Source organism: Methylorubrum sp. Q1, assembly GCF_004683995.1.
Classification (GTDB): Bacteria; Pseudomonadota; Alphaproteobacteria; order Rhizobiales; family Beijerinckiaceae; genus Methylobacterium.
The window spans coordinates 25,860-43,803 of the sequence record NZ_SRHQ01000031.1; the positions used below are offsets into that span (position 1 = coordinate 25,860).

The 17,944-nt window shown below is 70.8% G+C and carries 15 protein-coding genes; 5 read left to right on the top strand and 10 right to left on the bottom strand.

What is annotated here, in order from left to right; all coding sequences use genetic code 11:
- Nucleotides 1-63: 63 nt before the first annotated feature.
- Together E4V01_RS22485 and E4V01_RS22490 are read left to right on the top strand one after the other, a co-directional pair.
- Nucleotides 64-1,941: an ATP-binding protein gene (locus E4V01_RS22485; protein WP_135299892.1), complete on the top strand. Its 1,878-nt coding sequence runs from the start codon at nucleotides 64-66 to the stop codon at nucleotides 1,939-1,941.
- Nucleotides 1,938-3,290 carry a sigma-54 dependent transcriptional regulator gene (locus E4V01_RS22490; protein ID WP_135299893.1) on the top strand — a complete coding sequence of 451 codons (1,353 nt, stop codon included), beginning with the start codon at nucleotides 1,938-1,940 and terminating at the stop codon, nucleotides 3,288-3,290. Before E4V01_RS22485 ends, E4V01_RS22490 begins: the two co-directional genes overlap by 4 nt.
- 13 nt (nucleotides 3,291-3,303) lie before the next feature.
- Here E4V01_RS22490 and E4V01_RS22495 read toward each other — a convergent pair whose 3' ends face one another.
- The 8 genes from E4V01_RS22495 to E4V01_RS22530 form a co-directional block, all read right to left on the bottom strand.
- Nucleotides 3,304-4,362 (bottom strand): GGDEF domain-containing protein, encoded by a 1,059-nt coding sequence (locus E4V01_RS22495; RefSeq protein WP_135299894.1) that lies wholly within the window; start codon nucleotides 4,360-4,362, stop codon nucleotides 3,304-3,306.
- 155 nt (nucleotides 4,363-4,517) lie between these two features.
- The gene (locus E4V01_RS22500) at nucleotides 4,518-7,082 is read right to left on the bottom strand and encodes an EAL domain-containing protein (RefSeq protein WP_245517654.1); all 2,565 of its coding nucleotides are present in this window, start codon (nucleotides 7,080-7,082) and stop codon (nucleotides 4,518-4,520) included.
- Between the two features lie 334 nt (nucleotides 7,083-7,416).
- Nucleotides 7,417-8,889, bottom strand: a complete 1,473-nt coding sequence (gatB, locus tag E4V01_RS22505) for an Asp-tRNA(Asn)/Glu-tRNA(Gln) amidotransferase subunit GatB (protein ID WP_135299895.1) — start codon at nucleotides 8,887-8,889, stop codon at nucleotides 7,417-7,419.
- Nucleotides 8,890-9,141: 252 nt separating this feature from the next.
- The gene (locus tag E4V01_RS22510; protein ID WP_135299896.1) at nucleotides 9,142-9,927 is read right to left on the bottom strand and encodes a bifunctional 2-polyprenyl-6-hydroxyphenol methylase/3-demethylubiquinol 3-O-methyltransferase UbiG; all 786 of its coding nucleotides are present in this window, start codon (nucleotides 9,925-9,927) and stop codon (nucleotides 9,142-9,144) included.
- Between the two features lie 31 nt (nucleotides 9,928-9,958).
- The gene (locus E4V01_RS22515) at nucleotides 9,959-10,846 is read right to left on the bottom strand and encodes a cation diffusion facilitator family transporter (protein ID WP_060770453.1); all 888 of its coding nucleotides are present in this window, start codon (nucleotides 10,844-10,846) and stop codon (nucleotides 9,959-9,961) included.
- A 73-nt stretch (nucleotides 10,847-10,919) separates the two neighbouring features.
- Entirely contained in the window at nucleotides 10,920-11,195 is a 276-nt protein-coding gene (locus E4V01_RS22520) for a hypothetical protein (protein ID WP_135299897.1), read from the bottom strand.
- A gap of 32 nt (nucleotides 11,196-11,227) precedes the next feature.
- Entirely contained in the window at nucleotides 11,228-11,476 is a 249-nt protein-coding gene (locus E4V01_RS22525; RefSeq protein ID WP_060770455.1) for a hypothetical protein, read from the bottom strand.
- Nucleotides 11,477-11,542: 66 nt separating this feature from the next.
- Nucleotides 11,543-13,003: an FAD-dependent monooxygenase gene (locus E4V01_RS22530; RefSeq protein ID WP_135299898.1), complete on the bottom strand. Its 1,461-nt coding sequence runs from the start codon at nucleotides 13,001-13,003 to the stop codon at nucleotides 11,543-11,545.
- 103 nt (nucleotides 13,004-13,106) lie between these two features.
- Between E4V01_RS22530 and queA the strand changes: the two genes are divergently transcribed.
- The 3 genes from queA to tgt are packed head-to-tail and all read left to right on the top strand — an operon-like array spanning nucleotide 13,107 to nucleotide 16,211.
- Nucleotides 13,107-14,228, top strand: coding sequence for a tRNA preQ1(34) S-adenosylmethionine ribosyltransferase-isomerase QueA (gene queA, locus E4V01_RS22535; protein WP_135299899.1), 1,122 nt, complete (start codon nucleotides 13,107-13,109; stop codon nucleotides 14,226-14,228).
- On the top strand, nucleotides 14,221-15,063 hold the full coding sequence (locus tag E4V01_RS22540; protein WP_135299900.1) for an aminoglycoside adenylyltransferase domain-containing protein: 843 nt from the start codon (nucleotides 14,221-14,223) through the stop codon (nucleotides 15,061-15,063). The genes queA and E4V01_RS22540 overlap by 8 nt, the downstream gene beginning before the upstream one ends.
- Nucleotides 15,060-16,211 carry a tRNA guanosine(34) transglycosylase Tgt gene (gene tgt / locus E4V01_RS22545; RefSeq protein WP_135299901.1) on the top strand — a complete coding sequence of 384 codons (1,152 nt, stop codon included), beginning with the start codon at nucleotides 15,060-15,062 and terminating at the stop codon, nucleotides 16,209-16,211. Before E4V01_RS22540 ends, tgt begins: the two co-directional genes overlap by 4 nt.
- 23 nt (nucleotides 16,212-16,234) lie before the next feature.
- On the opposite strand, the gene E4V01_RS22550 is transcribed toward tgt, so the two are convergent.
- Together E4V01_RS22550 and E4V01_RS22555 are read right to left on the bottom strand one after the other, a co-directional pair.
- Nucleotides 16,235-16,492: a hypothetical protein gene (locus E4V01_RS22550; protein ID WP_060770459.1), complete on the bottom strand. Its 258-nt coding sequence runs from the start codon at nucleotides 16,490-16,492 to the stop codon at nucleotides 16,235-16,237.
- Between the two features lie 217 nt (nucleotides 16,493-16,709).
- Nucleotides 16,710-17,777 (bottom strand): hypothetical protein, encoded by a 1,068-nt coding sequence (locus E4V01_RS22555; protein ID WP_135299902.1) that lies wholly within the window; start codon nucleotides 17,775-17,777, stop codon nucleotides 16,710-16,712.
- Between the last annotated feature and the right edge of the window lie 167 nt (nucleotides 17,778-17,944).

Here is a 17,944-nt window from a genome sequence, read left to right on the forward strand (position 1 = left end):
TGTTGCGGTGATCCGCACGCGGGGCCCCGGATCGTTCCGGAGTTTCGCACTGGACGTGCCGCGGTGATCGTCGCCGCTCCGGTTTCCGCGAAAGATTACCGGCGCGCGCTCGTGGTGCTGGCGGGACTCGCGGCTCTGTTGCTGTCGGGATGGCTCGGCGGGCGGGTGGCGGAACGGTGGGCGCTCGCCGATCTCAGACGTTCGGCCTCCTCGACGCTCGGACTCCAGGTCGCGACGCTTCGGGCCGAGATGCAGACGCAGAGTTCGCTGCCGCTCGCGCTCGCCGCAGACCCCGAGATCTCCCGTGTGGTGGAACCCGCGCCCGAACGCGGTCTCGTGGAGGGGGTGAACGATCGCCTCGCACAGATCGCCGAGGCGACCGGTGCGGCCGTGATCTACGTGATCGGCGCCGACGGCGTGACGGTCGCCGCGAGCAACGCCACGGCCGAGAAAAGCTTCATCGGCCGCGACTACGGCTTTCGCCCCTATTTCAAGGAATCGATGGCGACCGGCTCCGGCTCGCAATTCGCCCTCGGCACCGTCAGCGGCCGGCCGGGGTACTATCTTGCTCGCCGGCTGCCCCGCGCGGCTGGGGTCGTCGTGGTCAAGATCGAGTTCGACGCGATCGAGGCCGCATGGCGCACGAGTCGCGAGAGCGTGTTCGTCACCGATGCCCGCGGCATCGTTCTTGTGGCGAGCGAGTCGAGCTGGCGCTTCAAGGCGCTGCGCACCGTCGATGACGCGGAGCGCAAGCGCATCCGCGAGGCGCTCGAATTCGGCGAGGCGCCGCTCTCGCCCCTGCCACTCTACGCCGATCCGGGTGCGGACGATCTGGTCCGGGTCGGCGGCAGCGCCAAGCCCGCTTGGCCGGCATTGATGCTCGACGCCCCGATACCCGGCACCGAATGGCGCCTCCACACCCTGACCCCGATCGCCGCCGCGGTTCAGCGCGAGCGGGCGCAGGGCCGGGTGATCGCCCTCCTGACGACGAGTCTCGCCTGGGCCGGGCTCGCCATGCTGATGGGAAGGCGGCGGCGGATGCGGACACGGCTCGCCGAGGCCGCCGCCCGGCGCGAGGAACTGGAAGCGCGGGTGGCCGAGCGCACGCACGCGCTCAGTGGGGCCAACCGGCAGCTTCTCGCCGAGATCGAGGAGCGCCGCCGCGCCGAGGCCGAGCGCGAGCGCCTCGGCCGTGAACTGGCCCAGGCCGGGCGGCTCGCGGCGCTGGGGCAGTTCGCGGCCAGCATGGCCCACGAAATCAATCAGCCGCTCGCCGCGATCCGCTCCTATGCCGACAACACCGCGATTCTCGTGCGCCGCGGGCGCGTCGAGGATGCGGCGGAGAACGTCTCGGCGATCGGCCGGCTGACCGAGCGCATCGGCACCCTGACCCGCCAGCTCAAGGGCTTTGCCCGCCGCGCCTCGGGCCGGCGCGAGCCGGTGCGCCTCGCCGATATCGTCCGCGGAAGCCTCGAAGTCGTCTCCTGGCGCGCCGCGCAAGCCGGCATCGCCCTCGATGCGCCGCTTCCCGCGCCCGATCTCGCCGTGCTCGGCGACGGGCCGCGCCTGGAACAGGTCGTCGTCAACCTGCTGCAGAACGCCCTCGACGCCGTGACCGGCCGCCCGGACCCGTCGATCGCCCTGCGGGTCGAGGCGAGCGAGGAGCGGATCGCGGTCGAGGTCGCCGACAACGGACCGGGGATCCCGGAAGCCGTGCGGGCGCAGGTGTTCGACCCGTTCTTCACCACGAAATCCGAAGGCCTCGGGCTCGGTCTGGCGATCTGCCGCGGCATCGTCGAGGAATGCGGCGGAACGCTCGGGCTGCGCTCGGGCGCCGACGGCACGACCTTCCGGATGGAGCTGACCCGCGCCCCCGCCACGGCGGACGCGGCACAGGACAAGCGGAACGCAAAACCGGTCGGGAGCCTGGAGGCCATATGAGCAGCGAGCCGGACGGCGCGTCCGAGCGGATCGTCTTCATCGACGACGAGGAGGACGTGCGGCGCGCCAACCGCCAGAGCCTCGAACTCGATGGCTTCCAGGTCGAGACCTTCGAGGCGGGGGAACCCGCCCTCGCGGCGATCCGGGCCGAGCCACCGGGAGTGGTCGTCACCGACGTGCGCCTGCCGGGTCTCGACGGGCGCGCCCTGTTGGAGCGGATCCAGGCCGAGGACCCGGACCTGCCCGTGATCCTCATCACCGGGCACGGCGACATCTCGATGGCGGTCGCCGCGATGCGCTCGGGCGCCTACGATTTCCTCGCCAAGCCCTACCCGGCCGAAGCGCTGATGGGTTCGGTGCGTCGCGCCCTCGACCGCCGCCGGCTCGTTCTGGAGAACCGCAGGCTCGTCGCCCGACTCGACGCGGCGATCGAGGAGGATCCCGCCTTCCTCGGCATCTCGCCGGAAATCGTGCGCCTGCGCCGCCTCGTTCGCGACGTGGCCGGCGCCGACGTCGACGTACTCGTGCTCGGGGAGACGGGCTCCGGCAAGGAGGTGGTGGCCAACGCCCTCCACCGATGGAGCCGACGCGCCTCGAAGAACTTCGTCGCGATGAATTGCGGCGCGCTGCCCGACAGCGTGGTGGAGAGCGAACTCTTCGGTCACGAGGCCGGCGCCTTCACCGGGGCGCTCAAGCGCCGTGTCGGGCGCATCGAGCACGCCCAGGGCGGCACGCTGTTCCTCGACGAGATCGAGAGCATGCCGCTGGCGCTTCAGGTGAAGCTGTTGCGGGTGCTGCAGGAGCGGGTGGTCGAGCCGCTGGGCACCAACGAGCGGCGGCCGATCGATATGCGGGTCGTCTCGGCCACGAAGGTCGATCTCGGCCAGGAGGCCGCTGCCGGCACGTTCCGCGACGACCTCTACCACCGGCTCAACGTCGTCACGGTCGTGATCCCGCCCCTGCGGGAGCGGCGTGAGGACATTCTGCTGCTGTTCCAGCACTTCCTGGCCCGCGCCGTCGCCCGGTTCGGCCGCGAGGCGCCGCCCGTGACGGCGGCGATGCGCGACCACCTCCTGCGCCATTCCTGGCCCGGCAACGTGCGCGAACTCGATCATTTCGCCGAACGCTGCGCGCTGGGCCTCTCCGGCCAAGCCGCCCCGGAGGCGGCCCCGACGGCGGTTCTCAGCCTGTCCGATCAGGTCGAGCGGTTCGAGCGCGGGCTGATCCGCGAGGAGCTGATCATGGCCGGCGGCGACGTGCGATTGGCCGCCGAGTCCCTCGGCGTTCCGCGCAAGACCCTCTACGACAAGATCGCCCGCTACGGCCTCGCGCCGACCGATTTCCGCTGAACGCGGCGAGACCTCACGCGACCGCGGCCCGCGGCGTCGGACACACACGGTCGCGGCCGGTCCGCTTGGCCTCGTAGAGCGCGCGGTCGGCCCGCTCGATCACGTCGCGGGCGGCTTCGCCCGGCCGGTACTGTGCGACGCCGGCCGAGATCGTGACCTGTGCCACGACATCGCCGGTGCCGCGCTTGACCAGCCGCTGACCCCGCAGCCGGGCGCAGATCTGCTGAGCGAGCGCGACGCCGGCACCGATGCCGGCCTCGCCGAGCACGATCGCGAATTCCTCGCCGCCGTAGCGCGCGGCGAGGTCGCGATCCGTCGTCTTCGCGCTGAGCAGCCGTCCGACGAGGCGCAGCACCTGATCGCCGAAGCGGTGGCCGTGCCGGTCGTTGAGACCCTTGAAGTGGTCGATGTCGAGCATGAGCAGCGAGAAGGTGCTGCCGGAATCGCTCCGGGTCCGGGCGATCGAGTCGCGCAGGAACCCGTCGAAGGCCTTGCGGTTGGCAAGCCCCGTCAGCGCATCGGTCGCCGCCGCGCGCTGCGTCTCGACGAGATCCCGGTGCAGCTTGGCGATGTGGGCGGCGGAGGCCGAGAGCTGCTCCTCCAGCAACTGGTTGCGGGTCTGCGCCTGCTCGGTCTCGCCGATCAGGGCGACGAGCGCCGTCATCAGCTCATCGGCGGTCGGACGCGCATTCAGGCGGCCGGACCAATGGGTCAGGGCGTCACCATAGCCGGCGAGCGCCCTCCGGCTGCCTGCGACGCGCTCTGCCAGGGTACCGGCCGCCTCTGCCAGCCGCCCCGCTCCATCGAGCACGGAGGCCTCCGTCGCAGTCCCGGCGATGCAGGTGTCGTAGAGCGCGCTCGCCTGCTCCTCGCTCAGCGTCCCACCGGGGGCGAGACAGGGCGCGAGGTGTTCGCTCAGCGGCGGATTGGCGCCGGTGAAGAAGGTGTGCAGCAATTCGTAGTTCCGCGGGGAGGGCGGCAGCGCATGCTGCCGCAGCGCCTCCCAGGCCCGTTGCGCGGGAGCCAGAGTGCGGTCGAGGTCCGGATCCGCCTGCTGCATCTGTCCCGGCATCAACGCCTCTAGCCCTCGGAGTCACGGCGGGAGGGATAGCCGGTTACTGTTAAATTTCAGTCTTTCGCATCGACGCGCCGGTTCGCTCTCCGCTCGAGACTGATGCCGATCCGTCCTCGACAGGTGCCACCCGCCGACCGTCCTCGCGCATCGGCTCAGGCTGCCACCCGCCCCGCGACAAGGGCCATGGCCTGCGCGGCGGGCAGCGGCCGGCCGAGCAGGAAGCCCTGCACTTCGGTGCAGCCCTTGCGCCGCACCCGCGCCAGCTGCTCCTCCGTCTCCACGCCCTCGGCGGTGATGGTCATGCCGAGGCGCTCGCCCAAGCCCACCACCGCGCGCACCACCGCCGCCGCTACGGGCTCATCGATGTCGCGGATGAAGGAGCGATCGATCTTGATCTTGTCGAAGGGGAACCGGCAGAGGTAGCTCAGGGACGAGTAGCCCGTGCCGAAATCGTCGAGCGCGATCCGCACGCCCATGGCACGCAGGCGGTGGAGAGAGCCGATCACGGCGTCCGAATCCTGCATCAGCACGCTTTCGGTGATCTCCAATTCGAGCCGCCCGGCCGGCAAGCCCGAGGCTGCGAGCGCGCGCATGACGCTCTGCTCCAGCCCGGACTTGCGGAACTGCACCGCCGAGACGTTGACGGCGACCCGTAGATCGCCCGGCCAGGAGGCCGCCTCGCGGCAGGCTGCGTGCAGCGCCCAGGCGCCGAGTTGAGTAATGAGGCCGCTCTCTTCCGCCAACGGGATGAAGGCCGCCGGCGAGATCGGCCCGCGCAGGGGATGATTCCAGCGCAGCAGTGCCTCGAAGCCCTGCGGCGCACCGTCCGCGAGGGCGAAGATCGGTTGGTAATGCAGCGCGAACCCGCCGGAACGGATCGACTCGCGCATGTCGATTTCCAGGAGGTTGCGGGTCGCGACCGCGAGAGCCATCCCGCTCTCGTACAAACGGAAGGTGTTACGCCCGGAATCCTTGGCCCGGTAGAGTGCGATGTCGGCGTTCATGAACAGGGTATCGGCGCTGTCGCCGTGCTTGGGCCAGACCGCCACGCCGATGCTGACGCCGACGGTGGTGGCGCGGCCGCCGAGATCGACCGGACGCCCGGCGGCCTGGATCAGCCGGCGGGCGACGGCGGCGATGCGGCGAGGTTTACCCCTGCTGGGCAGGATGATGGCGAACTCGTCCCCGCCGAGCCGAGCCACCACGTCGTCCTCGCGCAGAGCACCGCGGAGACGGCCCGCGACGACGCGGAGCAAGGCGTCGCCCGCGGGATGGCCGAAGGTGTCGTTGACCGCCTTGAAGCGGTCGAGGTCGCAGCACAGCACCGCCACCCAGCCGCCGTCCCGCCGGGCCCCCTCGATCTCGCGGCTCAGGGTTTCCTGGAACAGCCGGCGGTTGGGCAGCCCGGTCAACGCGTCGTGGCGGGCCATGTGCTCGATCAGCGCCTGGGCGCGCTTGCGCTCCGTCGCATCGGCGACGGTGCCCTCAAACCAGATCGGCCGACCCGCCGCGTCGCGCACGACCCAGGCGGTCTCGGCGACCCAGATGCGTTCTGCGCCGACGTGACGGCGCACCTCGGACACGAAGTCCTCGACATGGCCCTCCGTCTCCAGACATTCCAGGAAGGCGGCATGCCGGTCCGGCTCGACATACCAATCGTGGTTGAAGCCCTCGCCCGGCACTAGCCCGGCGTCATAGCCGTGCAGCCGGGCCAGCGCCCGGTTGGCCTGGACGATGCCGCCGTCGAGCCTGGCGCGGTAGACGCCGATCACCGCGTTCTGGAACAGAGACTGGTAGTCGGCCTCGGCCGAGCGCAGAGCCGCCTCGCCCTGTCGGCGCTCCGTCAGGTCGGTATAGGTGCAGACGAGGCCGCCGGAGGCCATCGGCGCGAGCCGCGTCTCCAGGATCGTCCCATTGGGCCGCGTGCCCTCGTAACCCTGAATCCCGGGCGGCGGTGTCCCCCGTTCTAGCCATTCCCGGGCTTCGGGCGGGGCATTACCGAACTCGCCGCGTTGCGCGAGGTGACGCCGGACCGCCTCGAAGGACGCGCCCTCGTGCAGAACCTCGTCCGACAGGTCGAGAAGGGCGCGGGCGCGCTGGTTGTGGACTTGGACCCGATCGTCCGGGCCGATCATCACGAGGCCTTGGTCCATCGCTTCGAGCGCGGCCCGCATCGCCTCGCCGGTCTCGCGCAAGCGCCGCTCGGAGCGGTCCATGTCGGTGACGTCGAGGCAGACGCCGAAGATCGAGACGAGGCGGCCCGCGTCATCGTATTCGCCGATCCCGTAAACGGCCACCACCCGCATCTCGCCATCGGGACGAAGGAGGCGGGAGCGATGCTCGTATCCGCCACCCAGGGTCCGGCTGCGGCCCGCGAGCGCCTCGTCCATGGCGGCCCGGACGCCTTCGCGCTCATCCGGGTGGTAGAAGCCAAGATGAGTATGGAGCGGCAGCGTCGCGCGTTCGGCGTTGCGCCCGAAGATGCGGGCGATCCCGTCCGACCACGCGATGGTGCGGGTGGCGGCATCGATCCGCCAATGGCCGAAGGCGGCGATCTGCTCGGCCATGGCGTGGGCCGCCTCGATCGCCCGCAGGCGCGCCTCCCATTCGACGAGATGCGCCTCCGCCCGCCGAAGCTCCGCAGCCTCCCGCGGCGCGCCCTGGACGGGTGCGGCGGCTCCACGGTCGCGGCGTGGCACGGGACGGGACGCGGACATCGCTTGGCTCCCCCGCAAGCGCTCGGCCGAGGCCGGCGCCCGAGGCTGGTGGGGTCAGCGAAGCTTCGCAGCTTGAAGTTAAAGGAGATTGGATACGTCGAGACAATTTCCGGAAGGCTTTTCGTTCTCGCGCTCCTCAGCGCGCGAACCGCGAATTGCCTCAACGGAGATCCGATGGCCGCCGGGCGACCATCGAACCACCATTCGCCGTGACGACGCGAATTCCGATGAGGCTTAGTGTCTCTCACGAAACTCCCGCCGCGCTGTCATCGCCAGAGCGAGAACGGTCAGAGACCAGGAGTTTTGTGAGGCACTCTTCGCGCGACCGCCGGCTCTACTTGATACCGAGCTTGTCCTTCAGCAGCGCGTTGACGGCGGCCGGGTTAGCCTTGCCGCCCGTCGCCTTCATGGTCTGGCCGACGAACCAGCCGAGCAGGGTCGGCTTGGCCTTGGCCTGCTCGACCTTGTCGGGGTTGGCGGCGATGATCGCGTCCACCGCGGCCTCAATGGCGCCGGTATCGGTGACCTGCTTCATGCCGCGGGCCTCGACGATCGCGCGCGGGTCGCCGCCCTCGGACCAGACGATCTCGAACAGGTCCTTGGCGATCTTGCCCGAGATCACACCGTCGCCGATCAGATCGACGATGGTGCCGAGCTGCTCGGCGGAGACGGGCGTGTCCTCGATGCTGCGCCCCTCCTTGTTGAGGCGGCCGAACAGCTCGTTGATGACCCAGTTCGCGGCGGCCTTGCCGTCGCGCCCGCGGGCCACCGCCTCGAAGTAATCGGCCGAGGCCCGCTCGGCGACGAGCACGCCGGCATCGTAGGCGCTGAGGCCGAAATCCTTGATGAAGCGCGCCTTCTTGGCGTCCGGCAGTTCCGGCAGGCCCGCGGCCAGCGCATCGACGTAGGCCTGATCGAATTCGAGCGGCAAGAGGTCGGGATCGGGGAAGTAGCGATAGTCGTGCGCCTCTTCCTTCGAGCGCATCGAGCGGGTCTCGCCCTTGGCCGGGTCGTAGAGGCGCGTCTCCTGATCGATCTTGCCGCCGTCCTCCAAGATCGCGATCTGGCGGCGCGCCTCGGTCTCGATGGCCTGACCGATGAAGCGGATCGAGTTGACGTTCTTGATCTCGCAACGCGTGCCGAGCAGCTCGCCGGGGCGGCGCACGGAGACGTTCACGTCGGCGCGAAGGCTCCCCTTCTCCATGTCGCCGTCGCAGGTGCCGAGATAGCGCAGGATCGTGCGCAGCTTGGTCACGTAGGCCCTGGCCTCCTCGGACGAGCGCAGATCGGGCCGGGAGACGATCTCCATCAGCGCCACGCCGGAGCGGTTGAGATCGACGAAGCTCTTGGTCGGATCCTGATCGTGAAGGGACTTGCCGGCATCCTGTTCGAGGTGCAGGCGCTCGATGCCCACCGTGATCGACTCACCCTCGGGCAGATCGACCAGCACCTCGCCCTCGCCGACGATCGGGTCCTTGTACTGCGAGATCTGGTAGCCCTGCGGCAGGTCCGGATAGAAGTAGTTCTTCCGGTCGAACACCGAGCGGAGGTTGATCTGGGCCTTGAGCCCGAGGCCTGTGCGCACGGCCTGGGCGACGCATTCCTCGTTGATGACCGGCAGCATGCCGGGCATGGCCGCATCGACCAGCGAGACGTGGTCGTTGGGCTCGCCGCCGAAGGCGGTCGAGGCGCCGGAGAACAGCTTGGAGCGGCTCGTGACCTGGGCGTGGATCTCCATGCCGATCACGACCTCCCAATCGTGGAGGCCGCCTTTGATGAGCTTCTTCGGATCGACGCGCTCGGTCATTCTCTTCGACTTCAGTGCCGGCGCCGCCGGATCGGCGCCTGTCCGAGTGTGTAGGGAGCCCGTGCCGGACGGGTCAAGCGGGCGGAGCAACCAGCGCGGGGCAATCCCTCGAAGCCGCATCAGCGGTTTCGCGGCGCGAAGAGCGGGCTCGTCAGGTCGCCCGTCGCGATGAGCATCGAGCGCAGCGAGATGCCTGAGCCCGCGGAGGCGGGCGCGGGCGATCGAGGCCGGCAAAAACGCGGAGTGATCGCTTCAGGCGATGGCCCCGGCGGCGGCCGGCCGCTGCGCGGCGATCGTTACGGCCGGGCCGTTCACGAAGTCGGGGTCGTCGGCGATGATCGTCGTCTCGGTCAGCCCGTGATGGGCGAGCACCCGGATCAGATCGGGCCGCTCGATCCAGCGGGTCCGGCCCCGGTTGCCACCCCAGAAGGTGGCGAGCCCGCGGTCGCGATAAGTCAGTTCGTGCAGGGTGAGGCGCAATCCCGCGTGCTCGACGGCGCGCGGCACGTGGCGGCGCAGACGCGGCTGCGAGGCGTAGTAATGCGTCCAGATGAACAACCGGTCGGAGCGCGCGGCGGCGAGCCGGATCAGTTCGAGCGGGTCGAGCATGTGATAGAGGATGCCGCAGGCGAAGATCAGGTCGTAGCGCGGCCCCGGAGCGGCGAGGTGCCGGCTGACGTCGCCGAGCAGGAAGGTCGAGCGGTTCAGGCCGGCGATGTTCTTGACGATGAGCGACTTGAGGAAGGCCTCCGAGTTCGACTCCACCGCCGTGACGCTGCCCGCCCCCAGCGCTTCGAGCTGGCAGGTATGGGCGCCTTCGAGCGGCCCGAGCTCGAGGATGTCGTAGCCGTCGAAGCGCCCGTCGCGCCCGAGGATCTCGGCTGCCTGGCGCGGGCGCGGATCGGCCCGGAAGCCCGGAAGCCCGCCGCCCACCGGCAGATCGGGCACGAGTTCGCTGAGATCGCTCGCCCAGCGCCCGTCGAACAGGTCGTAGGCGTTGCGGTGGCTGGGTGTGGAGGTGAGGAAGACCCGCTTCATGCAAGCCCCAATATCGCGCCTGAAGCCGGCTTCAAATCACGGGCACGCCGCGCAGCTTGGCCTGATCGCCCGGCTCGACATGGATCACCACGACCGCCCCCTCGATCCCCGCTTCGATCACCCCCTCAAGCCGGTCGCAGATCGCGTGGGATTCGAACACGGTCATCTCGCCCGGCACGACGAGGTGGAAGTCGATGAAAGTGGCGCTGCCGGCATGGCGGGTGCGCACGTCGTGGGCCTCCAGGGCGCCCTCGCTGTGAGCCGAGATCAGGGCGCGGATGCGCGTGACCATCTCGGGCGAGGCCGCCTGATCCATCAGGCCGTTGACCGAATCGCGCACCATCGTCCAGCCCGACCAGAGGATGTTGAGGGCGACGAGGCCCGCCACCACGGGATCGAGCACCGGCGTTCCCGTGGCGAGGACGAAGCCGAGGCCGAGGAGCACGCCGCCCGACGTCACCACGTCGGCGAGGATGTGGCGGGCATCGGCCAACAGGGCGGGCGAGCGCAGCCGCCGGCCGCGCCGGAACAGCATCATCGCCCAGACCGCGTTGATGACCGTGGCGACGCCGTTGACGGCCAGACCGAGCGCGGGCGCGTCGAGGGGCTTCGGGTCGAGGATGCCGAAATACGCCTCGCGCAGGATCAACAGGGCGGCGACGATGACGAGCGCACCCTCGATCACCGCGGAGAAATACTCCGCCTTGTGGTGGCCGTAGGGGTGATCCTCGTCGGCCGGCTGCGCGGCGACGCGCACGGCCAGGAACGCGCAGGCCGCGGCCACGACGTTGATGATGCTCTCCAGCGCATCGGAATAGAGCGCGAGGCTGCCGGTGAGCCAGTAGGCGGTGAATTTCAACGCCGTGACGAGCACGCCCACGGCGGCGCTCGCCAGGGCGGCCTTTTCGGTTCCTGTCATGCAGCTCAAGGGGGCGGGGAGGGGACGGCCCCGCCCTTACGATCCGTGGCCCCGGAAGGCCACGGCAAAGGTTTTAGCTCGGGCTATCGCCGTCCCGATCGGGCGCCCGCGCCGATGCGGGCAGGCGGCCGCGGGCGACCTCCTTGGCACGGCTGCGTTCGGCTTTCTCGCGGGCGCGCTGCGCCCTGCGGGCATAGTTGCGGCTGATCCAGCCGAAGCTCGCCCGCGCCGACAGCTCGTCGAAGCGAGCGGCTTCCCGCTCCCAGTAGCGCAGGAGCTGCGCGTCGAGGGTCTCGTGCGGGGAGCGTCTGCCGGTTTCGGTCGTGGTTTCGGTCGTGGTTTCGGTCATGGCGCGAAGATTCCTGTGGCCGGCGGCACGGCTCACGCCTCCGGCGCGGGCGGCGTGTCGGTCTCCTCGACAACCAGCGCCTCCGCATCGCCCCGGAAACTGCCGGGTCCGACATCGCCGGTGGGATGGCCCGGCGTGCCGAAGGGCTCGCTCGGATAGGCTTCCTCGAAGCGGCGGCGGGCGTCGTCCGCGTTTTCGGCCTTGAGGGTGATCCTCGGCGTTTCCGGAAGCGGCCAGCGCGGGTCGGCGGGATCCCGTGGGCTCAAGGCAAACCATTTCATTGTGGGCAGCGTCCTGCATCGAATCGGGGCTTCAACGCGCGAACGGGCGCCTCGGCTGCACCACATTCAGGCCGGTCCACATTCTTTCAGGTAGTGCGCCGCTTCATCCCAATCGGCCGCGCCGGCCGCGAGGCCGACATACCCGTCGGGGCGCACCAGATGCAGGCGCCCCGGCTCGGGGTTCGTTCGCGGTGCGGGCTGAACCAGACCGGGGAAGCGGGCGGCGAGGGCCGTCCCACGCTCGGCATCCGCCGCGTAGAGGACGAAGCGCGGGTCGGTGCCCGCGCCCGGCGGTGGGCCGGCCGCATCCTCCGGCCGCCAGCGCCGGCCGGCGCCGGGCCCGACCGAGAGCGGAGAGGCGGGATAGCCGATCGCGATCTCGCTCATCGCCGCCGCCATCCGGCGCCGCACGGTGTGAAAGCCGAGGAGCCCATGCAGGGCGCGGTTGCGGACGGCCTGGGCGAGGGGATGGGTGAGCGTCGCCAGGGCGGTGAGCCGCCCGGCATTGCGCAGAACCATCTCGCCGACGGCGTTGCGCTCCGAACTGTAGCTGTCGAGGAGCCTCGGCACGGCGGCGCCGCGCCGGACCAGGGCGAGTTTCCAGGCGAGGTTCACCGCGTCCTGCATGCCGGTGTTCATGCCCTGGCCGCCGGCCGGGCTGTGGATATGCGCGGCATCGCCCGCCAGGAACACGCGGCCCCGACCGTATTCCGAGACCTTTCGCTCATGGATGCGGAAGCGGCTGAGCCAAACCGGATCCGACACCCGGATGCCGGGCCCGGCCCGTGCGGCGACCAGGGCCTGCACCTCGGCCAGCGTCGGATCGGGCCTCGGCCGCCCGTCCGCGCGTCCGACCGTGGCGACCACCCGCGCCCGGCCGCCGGGAATCGGGAAGATCACGAACGGACCGTCCCGGTGGAGATAGACCGCGATCGCGTCGCCGGGCGGGGCCCCCGCGCCGTCGAGGCGGAGGTCGGCGAGCAGCCACTCGTCACCCTGCGCCGTGCCGCGGAAGGGCAGGCCGAGCCCGTGGCGCACGGCGCTGTGGGCGCCGTCGCAGCCGATCAGGAAGGCTGTCGCCACCCGCTCCTCGCGCCCGTCGGCGTGGGAGAGCCGTGCCTCCACCCCGTCGGGCGTCTGCGCAAAGCCCGTGAGTTCGACCTCGCGCTCGACCGTGACTCCGAAGCTGCGCAGATGCTCGGCCAGCAGCCGCTCGGTGTCGCTCTGCGGAATCATCAGCCCGAAGGCGTAGGGGCTGGCGATGTCGGAGAAGTCCGGGCCGCCGAGCACCCGTCCGCCGCCGCGCAGGGTCGCGCCGCGGGCGCGCAGACCCGCCGCGAGGAAGGCCTCGGTGCAGCCCATCCGGTCCATCAATTCGAGGGTGCGGGACCAGACGACGAGCGCCTTGGAGGTCTGCGTCGCTTGGCGAGCGCGGTCGATCAGCCGGACGCCGACGCCGTAGCGCGTCAGTTCGCAGGCGAGCGTCAGGCCGACCGGCCCGGCGCCGACGATCAGGACGTCCGACACATGCACCGCCTCTGCCCTGCCGACCGGCTCATGCTGCTCCGGCCGGCCTCTCCGATCAATCCGCCATTTGCGTCGGGCGCCCATCCGTGCTGATGGCCCTGGGATGCGTGTGGACCTGTTCGATTTCGAGTTGCCGGAGGCTGCGATCGCCCTGCGGCCGGCGAGCCCGCGCGACGCGAGCCGCCTTCTCGTGGTGCGCCCCGGCGACCCCTTGGCGGATCGCGGAATGCGCGATCTGCCCGCCCTCCTGAGCCCCGGCGACGCCCTCGTCTTCAACGACACGCGGGTGATCCCCGCGCGGCTCTCAGGCATCCGTCACCGGGCCGGCGGCTCGGGACAACGTTGCGAAGCGATGCTGCACCTGCGCGAGGCGCCCGACCGATGGCGCGCCTTCGCCCGCCCGGCCAAGCGCCTCGCTCCCGGCGACCGCATCCGCTTCGGCAGCGAGGGCGCCAGCCCAAGTGCCAGCGAAGTCTGTGCCCTGTCGGGACTCGACGCCACGGTGGAGGAGCGGGGGGAGGGCGGCGAGATCCTGCTGCGCTTCGACCTGTCCGGGCCGGCGCTCGACGCGGCCATTGCCGGGCTCGGCGCCCTGCCGCTGCCCCCCTACATCGCGGGCAAGCGCGCCACCGACGCCCAGGACACGACCGACTACCAGACCGTCTATGCCCGCGAGCCCGGCGCGGTCGCCGCCCCCACCGCCGGCCTGCATTTCTCGGACGCGCTGCTCGCCGGGATCGACGCGGCGGGGATCGAGCGGGTCCACGTCACCCTGCATGTCGGGGCCGGCACCTTCCTCCCCGTGAAGGCGGACGACACCGACGCCCATCGGATGCACGCCGAGATCGGCATCCTCGATGCCGCCGCCGCCGCGCGGCTCAACGCCGTGCGGGCGAGGGGCAATCGCGTCGTCGCCGTCGGCACCACCGCCCTGCGTCTGCTGGAGAGCGCGGCCGACCCGGACGGCACGATCCGCCCGTTCTCAGGGGCCACCGACATCTTCATCACGCCGGGCTACCGCTTCCGCGCGGTCGACGCCCTGGTGACGAACTTCCACCTGCCGCGCTCGACCCTGTTCATGCTGGTCTCGGCCTTTGCCGGCCTCGACACCATGCGCGCGGCCTATGCCCACGCGATCCAATCCGGCTATCGCTTCTACTCCTACGGCGATGCCAGCCTGCTGTTTCCTGAGGGTGCCCGGTTTCGGAGTCCATCACATGAGTAGCCGGCGCCCGCCGCTCCGGGTCGACGTCGCCCGCACCGTCGATCGCTTCCTCGGCCTGATCGCGAGCGAGGGCGGCCCGAAACTGCGCGGCCTCTATCTCGTCGGCTCGGTGGCGCTCGGTGATTTCCGGCCGGGCCGCAGCAACATCGATTTCGTCGCCCTCCTAGAGGGCCCTCTCGGCGGGGCGGAGACGGACGCGCTGGCGCGGGTCCACGCCGCCCTGGCGCGGGCCGGCGGCCCGCATTTCGACGGCTTCTACTTGGCCGTCGAGGCCCTGCGGCACCCGCCGGAGCCCGGCGCCGTGGTGCCCTTCAGCGTGGACGGGCAGCTTCGCAGCGGCGAGCCCTGCCACGCGGTGAATCCGGCCGCCTGGCGGTGCCTTGCCCGTTCCAGCCGTCCGATCCTCGGGGCGACGCCGGCCGCGCTAAACATCGCCGACGACGACGCGACGCTGCACGCCTACGGCCTCGCCCACCTCGAGGCCCATTGGCGCCCCTGGCTTGAGCACCACGAGACGGCGCTGGCCGGCAAGGCGCCCGACGACGCCTGCGATGCGGGGGCCCTGGAATGGGGCGTGCTGGGGGTGGGCCGCATCATCGAGACCCTCGCCAGCGGCCGGATCGTCTCGAAGACCGAGGCCGGACGCCGCCTGACGGTCCTGCTTCCCAAGGCCTGCCACGAAGCGGTCGAGGACGCCCTCGCGGCCCGTTTCGGCGACTTGGAAGCGGTGTCGCAGGCGACGATGCGGGCCGGCCTCGATGCGATGCGTTTCCTGATCGACGCCGCGCCGGGCTATCACGCCCGTCCCGAGCCTCCCACATCCCCGGACCGATGACCGAACCGCTCGATCCCCCGACCGACTTCTCCTTCACGGTCTCCGCCACCGACGGACAGGCCCGCACCGGCCATATCGCCATGCCGCGCGGAAAAATCCGCACGCCGGCTTTCATGCCGGTGGGCACGGCCGCGACCGTCAAGGCGATGTATCCGGAGCAGGTGCGCGATCTCGGCGCCGACGTGGTGCTCGGCAACACCTACCACCTGATGCTGCGCCCCGGCGCCGAGCGCATGGCGCGGCTTGGCGGCCTCCACCGCTTCATGCGCTGGGACGGGCCGATCCTCACCGATTCCGGTGGCTTCCAGGTGATGTCGCTCTCCGCGCTGCGAAAGATCGACGAGGCCGGCGTCACCTTCCGCTCCCATATCGACGGCACCGCCCACCGGATGAGCCCGCAGCGCTCCATCGAGATCCAGGGCCTGCTCGGCTCCGACATCCAGATGCAGCTCGACGAATGCGTGCGCCTGCCGGCCGAGCGGCTGGAGATCGAGAAGGCGATGCACCTCTCCCTGCGCTGGGCCGAGCGCTGCCGCGTCGCCTTCGGCGAGCAGCCGGGCAAGGCACTATTCGGCATCGTCCAGGGTGGCGACGTGCCCGAATTCCGCGTCGAGAGCGCGCGGGCGCTGACCGAACTCGACCTCAAGGGCTACGCCATCGGCGGCCTCGCGGTCGGCGAGCCGCAGGCCGTCATGCTGGCGATGATCGAGACGGTCGAGCCGCATCTGCCGGCCGGCAAACCGCGCTACCTCATGGGCGTCGGCACCCCCGACGACCTGATGCAGTCGGTGATGCGCGGCATCGACATGTTCGATTGCGTGATGCCGACCCGCGCCGGACGCCACGGCCTCGCCTATACCCGGCACGGCCGGATCAACCTGCGCAACGCCCGGCACGCCGAGGACACGCGACCGCTGGACGAGGCCTCGGACTGCCCGGCGGCGCGGGACTATTCGCGCGCCTATCTCCACCACCTCGTCCGTTCCGACGAGATCCTGGGGATGATGCTGCTGACCTGGAACAACCTCGCCTACTATCAGGCACTGATGGCCGGCATGCGCGCGGCGATTGCGGCCGGGCGGCTCGCGGATTTCGTGGCCGAGACCAAGGACGGCTGGGCGCGGGCAGAGGCCGCCGCGAAGGCGTGACGGCCCGCCGGCCTGAGCCGGCTTCAGCGCAGATCGGCGCGCTTCTGGGCCTTGTTGTAGCTGGTGATGGCCGCCTGGCAGCCCGGCGAGAGCTTGGCCTTGTTCTGCTTGAAGCAGGCACGCACCTCGGTGCTGTCCGGCGCGAACTCGCCGCAATAGCTCAGGTAATCCCCGGTGCAGTGCTGCCGCAGGGCGTCGCGATCCCCCGCCGGTGCCGCCGCCGGGCCGGCCAGAGCCGCGCTCGTGGTGATCATCAGGGCGATGGCTGTGCGTACGATCATGGGACTCTCTGCAACTCCGATATCACGGCCCCCGTCCGCCCCCGCTTTCGGAGCAGGCGCGGCGGGTGGGACCCGACATGGCCGGGCCGCGGGGTGTAGAGCCTGCCGATCGGGCGAGAGTACGGCCGGCTCGTGGCAGGCCAAGCCACACGGACCAAGCCACTCATGCGCCACGGAGAACCCCACGTTCCGGGGCGCGGTTCATCGAATTTTCGGCCTAAGGCGCGTGCGCCAGAACCCGGTAGGTGCCCTCAGGATCGTCGCGCCCGCTCGCCTGCGCCGCCTTCAGACCGGCCACGATCCGGCCGGCGATCGGCAGCCGGTAATGCAGCGGATCCCAGTAATTCGTGTCCTGCGTCGTGATCGGCGACGGGATGCGGAAATCGACCACGGTCGCCCCATGGGCCGCAGAGATCCGCGTCACCTGCGCCTTGCAGGCGGCCTCCCGCGCCGCGGCGGGCGAGCCCGGCGCGCCCTGCTGCGAGATGTGGACGGGTGGAAAGACCACGAGCGTCCGGGTCTCGGGCGGGGCTTGCGCCAGGAGCGCGTCGAGCCAGCCGAGCGCCGGCATCGGCGCCTCGGCGGGCGTCGGCCGGTAGCCCGGCGCGGCCTCGGCGGCGGCCTGGATCGCCCCTGCGCTGCGGATATGCGCCTGCGCGCGGGCCGCGTCGTACAGCGCCTCGGGCGGGGTGAAGACCGCGTAGCCGTTCTCGGCCAGCCGCGCGCGCACGAGCCCGAGCCGGTGCAGCGCGGCCTCGAATGCGGTGCCGAGGCTCTGCCAGTTCACCTGCCGCAGCGCATCCCACAGGGTGATCGGTCCGTAGAGCCAGGCGGGAAAGGCGAGGAAGGTCAGGCGGCGCTCGGCCGCATCCGGCTCGCACCATGTCGGGTCGATGCCGAACAGCAGCGTTTTCGGCCGCTCGTGGCGCAGGTAGAGCCGGGCCAATTCGCTCTGCTCGTAGGGGGTCGCCGCGTTCATCGACAGATTGGCGAAGCGGCCCCCGAAGGTGCGGCCGAGATCCGCCGGATCGAGCAGGCGCAGGGTCGAGGTGCCGAACACCGCCGCGTCGTAGGCGCCGCTGCGCGCGATCTGCGGGTACATGAAGCGCTGGTTGCCATCCATCAGCGGCCCCTGCGCCCGCCCCGGCCCGGCCCGCAACCCGTAGGGGTCGAGGGCGGTCACGAAGCCGATGCAGACGGCGCCGAGAACGGCCGCCACACTCAGGAACAGCAGGACGAAGCGCCGCCATTCCGGCGGCGCGCCCGCCGGGTTCGCTCTCGTCATCGGGTTTCGTATCGACTCAGCGGTTGGCACCATGCGGAAGCCGTGTTGACCCTCCCGGCTCGACCCCCTATTGCGAGCCCCACGCCCCGAGCGCAACCGGCCCGCCCCCCGGCGGCCCCGCGCGAACCGGGTGCGAGCGCGTAGCTCAGTTGGTAGAGCAACGGACT